General features: G+C 70.9%; 8 protein-coding genes. 7 read left to right on the top strand and 1 reads right to left on the bottom strand.

The features are described 5' to 3' along the window. Nucleotides 1-231: 231 nt before the first annotated feature. Complete coding sequence (locus IEY73_RS32100) at nucleotides 232-867, top strand: alpha-ketoglutarate-dependent dioxygenase AlkB (RefSeq protein WP_189083117.1); 636 nt, start codon at nucleotides 232-234, stop codon at nucleotides 865-867. A 126-nt stretch (nucleotides 868-993) separates the two neighbouring features. Here IEY73_RS32100 and IEY73_RS32095 read toward each other — a convergent pair whose 3' ends face one another. Further along, nucleotides 994-1,413: a hypothetical protein gene (locus IEY73_RS32095; protein WP_189083116.1), complete on the bottom strand. Its 420-nt coding sequence runs from the start codon at nucleotides 1,411-1,413 to the stop codon at nucleotides 994-996. Between the two features lie 326 nt (nucleotides 1,414-1,739). Between IEY73_RS32095 and IEY73_RS32090 the strand changes: the two genes are divergently transcribed. From IEY73_RS32090 to IEY73_RS32065, 6 genes are all read left to right on the top strand, one after another. Continuing rightward, complete coding sequence (locus IEY73_RS32090; RefSeq protein ID WP_189083115.1) at nucleotides 1,740-4,640, top strand: AfsR/SARP family transcriptional regulator; 2,901 nt, start codon at nucleotides 1,740-1,742, stop codon at nucleotides 4,638-4,640. Between the two features lie 94 nt (nucleotides 4,641-4,734). Continuing rightward, a complete protein-coding gene (locus tag IEY73_RS32085; RefSeq protein ID WP_189083114.1) occupies nucleotides 4,735-5,499 on the top strand; it encodes an ABC transporter ATP-binding protein in 765 nt (254 codons plus the stop codon). Beyond that, on the top strand, nucleotides 5,496-6,263 hold the full coding sequence (locus tag IEY73_RS32080; RefSeq protein WP_189083113.1) for an ABC transporter ATP-binding protein: 768 nt from the start codon (nucleotides 5,496-5,498) through the stop codon (nucleotides 6,261-6,263). Before IEY73_RS32085 ends, IEY73_RS32080 begins: the two co-directional genes overlap by 4 nt. Before the next feature lies 1 nt (nucleotide 6,264). Next, nucleotides 6,265-7,143 (top strand): branched-chain amino acid ABC transporter permease, encoded by an 879-nt coding sequence (locus tag IEY73_RS32075; protein ID WP_189083112.1) that lies wholly within the window; start codon nucleotides 6,265-6,267, stop codon nucleotides 7,141-7,143. Nucleotides 7,144-7,162: 19 nt separating this feature from the next. Beyond that, a complete protein-coding gene (locus IEY73_RS32070; protein ID WP_373292920.1) occupies nucleotides 7,163-8,248 on the top strand; it encodes a branched-chain amino acid ABC transporter permease in 1,086 nt (361 codons plus the stop codon). A gap of 1 nt (nucleotide 8,249) precedes the next feature. Continuing rightward, nucleotides 8,250-9,530 (top strand): ABC transporter substrate-binding protein, encoded by a 1,281-nt coding sequence (locus tag IEY73_RS32065; RefSeq protein WP_189083110.1) that lies wholly within the window; start codon nucleotides 8,250-8,252, stop codon nucleotides 9,528-9,530. Nucleotides 9,531-9,825 lie beyond the last annotated feature (295 nt).

The raw sequence follows: 9,825 nt of genomic DNA, 5'->3' as shown, positions 1-9,825 counted from the left end.
CGGCGCGGGGGCGCGCGGGGCGGGCAGCGAGCGGGGGCGCCGGGAGGGGCGGGGTGCCAGCGCGGCGCGGGGACGACGGGCGCGGGGACGACGGGCGCGGGGGCGGGGAGCCGCCTGTACACCGGACGGCGAGGGCCGGGCGGCGTGCACGACGCCGGGCGTCAAGAAGACTTCTGTGGCACATCAGGCCAGCATTGGCACACACGTACGACTCTGGCGTAGGGTGGCGGCGTGACTAGCAGCTACCAACCGTCGATGCTGGACATGGCAGCAGGGCCGGTCGCCTCTGTCCCTGCGCTGAGCGGCGCGCCGACCCGGCACCGGTTGAGCGGCGGCGCCTGGGTGGATGTCCTTCCGGGGTGGGTGCACGGCTCCGACGCCGTGTTCGAGACGCTGCTCGACACGGTCGACTGGCGGGCCGAGCGCCGCCGGATGTATGACGACGTGGTCGCCGTGCCCCGGCTGCTGCGATGGTACGGGCGGGGCGAGGCCCTGCCGCATCCGGCGCTGGCCGCCGCCCGGGACGAGCTGAACCGGCATTATCGCGCGGAGCTGGGTGAGGAGTTCGTGACCGCGGGGATGTGCCTCTACCGCGACGGCCGGGACAGCGTCGCGTGGCACGGCGACACACTCGGGCGTTCGGCCCGCGAGGACACCATGGTGGCGATCGTGTCGTTCGGTTCGCCGCGCACTCTGATGCTGCGTCCCCGACGCGGCGGCGAGACGCTGCGCTTTCCGCAGGGCCACGGGGACCTCATCGTGATGGGCGGGTCCTGCCAGCGCACCTGGGAGCACGCCATCCCGAAGACCGCGAAGCCGGTCGGCCCGCGAGTCAGCGTGCAGTTCCGCCCGATCGACGTCGCCTGACGCTCGGTGGACACGGAGAGGGTCCTGTCCACGCCGAACGGGACCCTCCGGGCCAACGGCCCGCCACACCGACACGCGCGTCCGCAATCGCGGCGTGGCACGCCGGGCGCCGCCGGCACGCCCCGATCAGGTGCGGCTGCCTCCGCAATAGCGGCCGTCGTCGTAGGGCGCGACCGCGGGCAGCCGCAACCCGAGGGAGATCCGCAGGCAGCCGCGCTTCTGGTCGGCTTGTTGCAGCCGGTCGGCAGGGTAGGTGTCCGCCAGGGTGATGACCGCGACGCAGAGGGCGATCACGGCCGGATGGCGCCACCGTGAGCAGGCAAGCCCGGCGGCAAGTTGCCCGGCCGGCCCGATTGACTTGTCCCATTTCCGGGCGAACGCCGCCAGGTGTTGGGTGGTTGGACGGTCGATGATCAGGTCCCACGAGGCGAAGCCGGACCGGTGGGCGACAACGCCGGGCGAGGAATCGGCACCGGGACCGTACGCGGCCGCCGGCGCGCCGGGTGCCAGCGCGAAGGTCGAGGCGAGCGCCACCAGGGCGATCAATTCTCCGACTCGACGCGAAAGCGGACGTCTCGAACCGGGCGGAGCGCCCCAATTCGGCGGCGCACACTTCGCGTCCGCCTCGGGTTTGCAGGCCCGTTGATAAAATTGTGTGTGGCGAACAGCCTTCAATGATCCACCGAATGCCTCCCGCCATAAACGGGCAAGGGCACGATGCGCGTCGCAGACATTTTTCATGTTTCCAGCCTCTTCAGCGCGCTGGAAAGGCCGCTTCCCAAACCAATGGAAATGTCGCTGGAAAACGCCGAATGCCGGGGCACGGGGCGGCAAACGCGCTCCACAGAAGTGATCACGAAGGGGTGTCGGCGATGCAGGAAGAAGAGCAACCGGCCGCGCTGGATGTCCGGATCCTCGGCCCGGTCAAGATATATCGCGACGGCCGGAGACTGCCGTTGAAGCCGAACGGCATGCCGACCCGGATGCTCGCGGCCCTGCTGCACGACGCACCGGAGCAGGTGCCCGTCGAAGATCTGGACCGCCGGGTCTGGGGCCACACCGCGGATGCGCACCTGCGTCAGAAGTACGCGACGAGCATTCGCGCCGCTCTGGCGCCGGGCGGTCATCTGCTGCAGGAAGAGAACCATAGCTATCGCCTCGGCATCAGGCGCGAGGCGATAGACGCGTTCCGGTTCCGCGCCGAAGTCGACCGGGCGGAGGCAATGGCAGGCCGGGATCCCGGTGGCGCGGCCACGTTACTGCGGGAAGCGATAGGCCGCTGGTCCGGCCAACCGCTGGCCGGACTCGGCGATGGCTGGATCGAGACGTGGCGTGGCGAGTTGCAACGCGGCCGGCTCCGGGCAGTGATGCGGCTGAACCGCATCGAGCTGGCGCGCGGCGTCAGCGAGGATCTGGTGGCCGGGCTGGCCGGGCTGCACGCGGACCATCCCGACCGGGAGGACGCCGCGGAGTTGTATCTGATGGGCCTGTACGCGCTGGGCGAGCCCGGCCAGGCGCAGGAGGTCTTCCAGAAGTGGACGGAGCACCTCCGGCGCCACCTTGACGTGCCGCCGACACCGGGCATGGTCGAGCTCAACCGGCTCATCCTCGCTCGCGAGTTGGACGTCTCCGCACGGCTGAGCGCGGGCAGTCGCCCCGCGCCGAAGCCACCCGCGCCGAAGCCACCCGCGGTGCAGCCGTCCGAGGCGGCCCCGGCGCAGCCGTCCGAGCAGCCGACGCCCCACATTTCGGCGGTGCGGACGATCCCGCACGAGCTTCCGCCGCCGCTGACCATCTTCGTCGGTCGGCAGGCGGAAACAACCACGTTCGGTGCGGTGGCCGCCAGCCCAGCGACATTGGGCTGCCGCCTGTTCGTCATCGACGGCCAGCCGGGCGTCGGCAAGACCGCGCTGGCTACGCACTGGGCGCATCTGGTGGCCGAGAAGTACCCGGACGGACAACTCTTCCTCGACCTGCAGGGCTTCGACCCCTCGGAAACACCGCTCAGCCGGGAGGCCGCGCTCGGGAGACTGCTCGCCGGGCTGGGCGTGGACCCGCGCGAGATCTCTCCCGACCTGCCAGGCCGCGTCAACCAGTGGCGCACCGCCGCGTCCGGGCAACGCCTGCTCATCGTGCTCGACAACGCGGCGGATGCCGAGCAGACCGGCACACTGATACCGGCGAGCTCACGGTCGCTGGTGATCGTCACGAGTCGCCGCAGGCTTCCGGGGCTGGGCGTGCGCCATGGCGCTACCTTCATCCCCCTCGCCATGCCCGGCACGGCCGAAGCGGCCGAGATCCTTGTCCGTCATCTTTCCGGGCGGGCGAGCGACACCGAAGCCGTCCAGCGGCTGGTGCGGTTGTGCGGCCGGTGGCCGTTGGCCCTCGCGCTCGTGGGCGCGTACGCGGCGACGCGAGCCCGCAGGCCCCTGCACGAGATCGCCGACGAGTTGGCGAAGGACCTCGGCGCACTGGACACCGGCGATTCCACCCCGACCATCAACGCCGTCCTGGAATGGTCGTACCGCCAACTGCCTGCCCAGGCCCAGCGGGTGTTCCGCATGCTGAGCCTGCATCCCGGCCCGGAACTCGAGAGCCGCGGGGTGTCGGCACTCGTCGGCATCGACACCCGGCTCGCCGACCGGACACTCGACCAGCTCGGTGATGTGCGGCTGGTGGAGGAGGCGCAGGGCAACCGATTCGCGCTGCACAATCTGGTTTCCGGTTACGCCGCCACGATTCTCGACCAGAACCGTGGCGATACGGCAGCCGAGCAACGGCGGGAAGCCGTACGGCGCATGCTCGACTACTACCTGCATTCTGCTGATCACTGCGCCTCACATCTGCGGGCGCATCGGCAGGCCCTGCAGCTCGAACCACCCGCGGAGGGTGTCCGCCCGGCCGTCGTGGCGGACGAGCCCGCGGCCATCGCGTGGTTCACCGCCGAACGCGATGTGTTGCTGCGCCTCATCCGACGAGCCGCCGGACTGGGCCACCCCGCGGACGCGTGGAAGATCCTGGCAACGATGGCCGACTTCCTGGATTGGCAGGGACACTGGGAGGACTGGCGTCTAGCTGCCGAAAGTGCCGCGGCGACCGCGCGGTCGGCCGGCGACGTGCACGGCACCGCACGTGCCGAGCGCAGCCTGGGCCGGGCGCTGACGCAGTTGGGCCGGCTTGAGGCTGCGGAGCAGCACCTTCGCGCGGCCCTGCATGGTTATCGCACCGACGACGACCTCGACGGCCAGATGCGCGTGCACAGCGACCTCGGCGACCTCAGCCTCAACCGAGGGCAGGTCCAGGATGCGCTCAAGGAGAGCCGTACCGCCTATCGGCTCGCCACCGCCGTCGGCAGCGAGCCCGATCGAGCCACCGCCTTGGACGGCATGGCGTGGTGCCACGCCGAGTTGCGCGAGTACGGGGCAGCCGCCGACCGCTCCCGGGAAGCACTTGCCCTGCACCGGAGCTTGGGGTACACGCGAGGCCAGGCGGCCGCCCTGGACACCCTCGGTGTGACACTGTGCCGGCTCGGCGAGTGCGGGGAGGGACGGGAGTGTCTGGGCTCGTCGCTCGTCCTGTGCCGGCAGTCCGGGGACCTTTCCGGCCAGGCCGAGGTGCTGGAGCATCTCGGAGACTGCCACCACGGCAGCGGCGACCGCACGGCCGCCCGCGCAGCATGGCGGGAAGCGCACGCCATTTTGGTGCGATTGCGGCATCCGCATATCGACCAGATCAGTCGAAAGCTGGACGACCAGCCGCAAGCAACCGCGTAACAATGTTGAAATCTAGCCATTGACGTGCGGCTTCAGAAAGTTACACTCCAGGTGTAATTAGTCAGTGATCCCCGCCCCTCGCCCGAGGTGATGCATGACCGAAGGCCTGGCATTACGTCATATCAGCGTCCACTTTGGAGGGCTTACCGCCCTCGACGACATCAGCCTCGACGTGCCCCCGGGCGCGGTCGTCGGAGTCATCGGCCCGAACGGCGCCGGAAAGACCACACTGTTCAATGTGGTCTGTGGCTTCGTGCGGCCGGAGACCGGCACCATGACCCTGGACGGGCAGCCGTTGCGACCACGACCGCAGCAACTCACCCGGCTCGGCATCGCCCGCACCCTGCAGGGCATCGGCCAATTCTCCGGGCTCACCGTGCTGGAGAACGTGATGGCCGGCGCGGGACGGGATGCCCGCACCGGCGTTCTGTCCGCGCTGTTCAGCATGCCTCGCACCGACCGCGACGAGCATCGGCTGCGGGACGCCGCGATGAGTGCCCTGCGCACCTGCGGCGTCGCGGAGTACGCCGCGGCACGGCCGGACGGCTTGCCGTACGCGGTCCGCAAACGTGTGGGCCTGGCACGCGCCCTGGTGGCCCGTCCCCGCATCCTGTTGCTGGATGAACCCGCGGGCGGCCTCGGCGCGCAGGAGATCGACGAGCTCGCCACCCTGATCTCCGGGCTGCATTGCTCGGTGCTCGTGGTGGAGCACCACATGGACCTGGTCATGTCGATCTGCGACCGGATCCTGGTGCTGGACTTCGGCAAACAGGTCGCGATCGGCACGCCCACCGAGGTCAGCGCCGACCCCGCGGTGGCCGAAGCCTATTTGGGCGCCGACGCGGGACAGCCGCAGTGACCGGCACACCGGCCGAGCAGCCCGCCGGCACCGGTACCGAAACCCTCGACACGCCGCTGCTGGAGATCCGAAACCTGACCGCCGGCTACGGCGCCGCCCCGGTGCTGCATGAGGTGGACCTCGCCGTGCCGGCCGGCCGCATCGTCGCGGTGCTGGGCGCCAACGGCGCGGGCAAGACCACGTTGCTGCGCGCCGTCTCCGGCCTGATCCGCCCGTCTCGCGGGCAGATTCTGTTCGACGGGCGTGACCTGTGCACCGTACGGGTGGAACAGATGATCCGGCGGGGCATCGCGCACGTGCCGGAGGGCCGCGGCGTCATCGTCGAGCTGACCGTGGAGGAGAACCTGCGGTTGGGTGGCCTGTGGCGGGGCCGACGCGGCGCCGAACGCGCCCAGCTCGACGAGATCTACGACCTGTTCGAGCCGCTGGCCCGGCGCCGGCGAAGTCCCGGCCACCAGCTTTCCGGCGGGGAGCGGCAGATGCTGGCCCTGGGCCGCGCCCTGATCGCCAGTCCCCGGCTGTTGCTGCTGGACGAACCCTCGCTGGGCCTCGCGCCGCGGGTGATCGCGCAGACCATGGAGTTGCTCCGCACGCTGCGCGACCGCTCCGGCATGACCGTGCTGCTGGTGGAGCAGAACGTGCACGGCGCCCTGTCGGTCGCCAACGACGCGGTGGTCATGTCGCTGGGCCGCATCGCCGTCCGGGACAGCGCCGCCCGATTGCGCACCGACGAACGCCTCCGACACGCCTACCTGGGGTTCTGACATGGACCGCTTCGTCTTCCTGACCTTCGACGGGCTCAGCCGAGGCGCCGTCTACGCGGCCTTCGCCCTGGCCCTGGTGCTCACCTGGCGTGCCGCGCGGGTGGTCAACTTCGCGCAGGGCGCGATGGCCGTGGCGTGCGCGTACGCGGCCTATTCGGTGAGCGCGGCCACCGGCTCCTACTGGGTGGGGCTGGCCGTGGCGCTCGTCGGTGGCCTGCTGCTCGGCGCGGCGGTGGAACGAGTGGTGATGCGGTTCGTCGACCACTCCACACCGCTCAACGGCGTCGTGGTCGCCCTCGGGCTGGTGCTGCTCATCCAGGCGGTGCTGGGCATGATCTACGGCAACGAGTTCCGGCCGGCGGCGCCACCGTTCAGTCGGGGAGCGTTCCAGATCGGCGGCGTCGCGTTGCTGTCACGCTTCGACCTGTTCGTGTTCGCCGCGGTGGGCGTGGTGCTGCTCCTGCTCGCGCTGCTGTTCACCCGCACCGGCACCGGGCTGCGGATGCGCGCGGCAGCGTTCGCCCCGGACGTCTCGCGGCTGCTGGGCGTGCCGGTGGCCGGCATGTTGACGCTCGGATGGGCGCTGGCCGCCGCGGTCGGCTCGCTGGCCGCGATGCTTGTCATCCCGACCGAGCTGGGCCTGCACCCCACCGCGATGGATGTGGTGTTCGTGTCGTCGTTCACCGCGGCGGTGGTCGGCGGGTTGGACAGCGCCCTCGGGGCGGTGGCGGGTGGCCTGCTGGTGGGCCTGTTGCTGTCCTATGTCAGCGGCTACCTGGGCGCCACGGTGGCCCCGATGGCGGTGCTGGCCTTGCTGGTGGTGGTGCTGCTGGCCCGGCCCGGCGGCCTGTTCGCCCGAGCTTCGGCGAGATCGGCATGAAGGCGAGGTCGGCATGAGCATGCTGCGAGAACGCGCGGCCGCCACCCCCGCGACGACGCAGGCGTCGCCGGGTCGGCCTCGGGTGTGGTTCCGGCTGGCCGTCACGGTCGCTGCCGCGCTGCTGATCGTCCTCCTGACGTACGTGCTGCCGCCGTTTCGCACCTATCAGTTGGCCACCGTGGGCGCCTATCTCTGCGTCACCGCCGGACTGACCGTCCTGATCGGACGCAACGGGCAGCTCTCGCTGGGCCACGGCGCGCTCATGGCCACCGGCGCGTACACCCTGGCGCTCACCCAGAACGCGCTGGCCGGTGACGACTTCGCCGCGCCGGGCTGGGCCCTGGCCGTCAGCGTGCTCGCGGCGGTCGCGGTCACCACCGTCGCCGGCGCCGTGGTGGGGTTGGCGGCGGCGCGGCTGCGCGGGCCGTACCTGGCCGGACTCACCCTCGCCGTCGCGGTCGTGGTGCCGTCGGTCACCAGCACGTTCGACTCGGTGTTCAACAGCGACCAGGGTCTACCGGTGGTGCTCAACCCGCCGCCCGGCACGGTGCCGATGGAACGCTGGCAGGCCTGGCTGGCGTGGGCCGGGGCGCTGCTCACCATGCTGCTGCTGACCGGGCTGACCGGCAGCCGGTTCGGGCGCGACATGGCCGCCGTCCGCGACGACGAGACCGCGGCCCGACTCGCCGGTATCGACGTGGCACGCACCCAGGTGCTGGCGTTCGTGGTCAGCGCCGCCTGCGCCGGCCTGGGCGGCGCCCTGTTCGCGCTGCTCGCGCAGAGCGTCAGCCCCGGCGCGTTCCCGCTCACCCTGAGCCTGTTCCTGCTGATGGCCGTGGTGATCGGCGGGCTGGGCAGTCTGGCCGGCGCCGCGTGGGGCGCGCTGCTGCTGGTGGCGCTGCCGGCGCTGGCGCAGTCGGCCGGGGAGCGGGCCGGCTCGGCCCGCCTGGAGGGCAACCTCGCGCTCGCCGTCTTCGGCGTGGTCCTCATCGTCGTCATGCTCGCCGCCCCCGGCGGCATTCAGGGCGCCCTGCGCCGGCTCGGGCACACCCGCCCGGTCCGGGAGGTCGCCCGGCTTATCCGACACCCGAAAGGCGGTACCTGACATGCCACGTCTCGCCGGGCGGCGGACGGCCGTCCTCGCCGTCCTCGCCCTCGCCGCAGCCGCCGGCTGTTCCGACAGCGGCAGCAGTAGCGGCGGCGGTAGCAGCGCCAACACTCCCGGCGTCACCGACACCGAAGTCACCGTCGGGACGCACATGCCCCTCACCGGACCGGCCGCGGCCGGCTATTCGAAGATCGCGCCCGCCACCAAGGCGTACTTCGACTATGTGAACGCCGCCGGTGGCGTACACGGCCGCAAGATCTCATACAAGATCATGGACGACACCTACAACCCGGCGACCACCCAGCAGGTGGTCCGCGAGCTGGTGCTGCAGGACCGCGTCTTCGCGATCCTCAACGGGCTCGGCACCCCGACCCACACCGGCGTGCTGGACTTCCTCAAGACCAACCAGGTGCCGGACCTGTTCGTCGCCTCGGGCAGCCGCAACTGGAACCAGCCGGACAAATATCCGGGCACCTTCGGCTTCAACCCGGACTACACCATCGAAGGCAAGATCCTTGCCACGTACGTCAAGGACAACCACGCCGGTCAGAAGGTCTGCTTCCTCGGGCAGGACGACGACTTCGGCCGGGACAGCCTGGCCGGCGTCAAGGCGGTCCTCGGCTCGGTGGCGGCCGAACAGACCTACGTCACCAGCAACCCCAACGTGGCGCCCCAGATGGGTGCGTTCAAGCAGGCCGGCTGCCAGGTGGTGGTGCTCGCCACGGTGCCCGGCTTCACCGCGCTCAGCATCGGCACGGCAGCCAAGATCGGATTCAAGCCGTCGTTCGTGGTCTCCAACGTCGGCGCCGACTACGACACCCTGGCGGAGCAGCTCGGCGACGCGGCACCGCTGCTGGAAGGCGTGGTGGCGGCGAACTACCTGCCGTTGAACAACGACGACGCGAACCCGTGGATTCAGCTCTTCAAGAAGGTCAACACCCAGTACAACGGCAACGCCGAATTCGACAACAACATCGTGTACGGGATGTCGGTGGGTTACCTCTTCGTGCAGGCGCTGCAGGCGGCCGGCCAGGACCTGACTCGGCAAGGGCTGATCGACGCGGTGGAGAAGGGCGGGTTCAGCGGTCCGGGCCTGGTGCCGCTGCGCTACTCCGCGGACGACCACTCCGGTTACAGCGGCGAGCAGCTCACCAAGGTCGAGGGCAGCACCGCGGCGTACTTCGGCAAGCCGTACCGCACGGACGACGGCGACGGACCGGTGACCGAGTACACCGAGGCGCCGCCGGCACCACCAGCCAACGGCATCCCGCCGCAGTAGCCCCTCCCCCTCCCCCTCCCAACCCCCTCCCCTGCCCCGCCCGTCCCCACCCCGCCCGTCGCCGCACCGCCCGTCCCCACCCCGCACCGCACCGCCCCGCACCGGCCCCGCCCCGCACCGCCCCGCCCGTCGATCTTGGAGATTGCGGTCGGATAAATCGGATATAACGTGGCGATCTGGGCCTACAAACTCCAAGACCGTCGCCGAGGGGCGCGGCGCGGGAGCGCGGGGGGCGGGGCGGTGCGGGGCGGTGCGGTGCGGGGCGGGGTGGCGGGGCGCGGGGCGCGGGGCGCGG

Source organism: Mangrovihabitans endophyticus (assembly GCF_014646155.1).
Classification (GTDB): Bacteria; Actinomycetota; Actinomycetes; order Mycobacteriales; family Micromonosporaceae; genus Actinoplanes; species Actinoplanes endophyticus.
The sequence above is the reverse complement of the archived record's forward strand: the minus strand, read 5'-3'. Positions and strand labels throughout refer to the sequence as shown.

What these genes read in the sequence shown, in the direction of transcription:
- IEY73_RS32065 (WP_189083110.1), top strand. Translation starts at nt 8,250, where the DNA reads ATGCCACGTCTCGCCGGGCGGCGGACGGCCGTCCTCGCCGTCCTCGCC.
- IEY73_RS32070 (WP_373292920.1), top strand. Translation starts at nt 7,163, where the DNA reads ATGCTGCGAGAACGCGCGGCCGCCACCCCCGCGACGACGCAGGCGTCG.
- IEY73_RS32090 (WP_189083115.1), top strand. Translation starts at nt 1,740, where the DNA reads ATGCAGGAAGAAGAGCAACCGGCCGCGCTGGATGTCCGGATCCTCGGC.
- IEY73_RS32075 (WP_189083112.1), top strand. Translation starts at nt 6,265, where the DNA reads ATGGACCGCTTCGTCTTCCTGACCTTCGACGGGCTCAGCCGAGGCGCC.
- IEY73_RS32085 (WP_189083114.1), top strand. Translation starts at nt 4,735, where the DNA reads ATGACCGAAGGCCTGGCATTACGTCATATCAGCGTCCACTTTGGAGGG.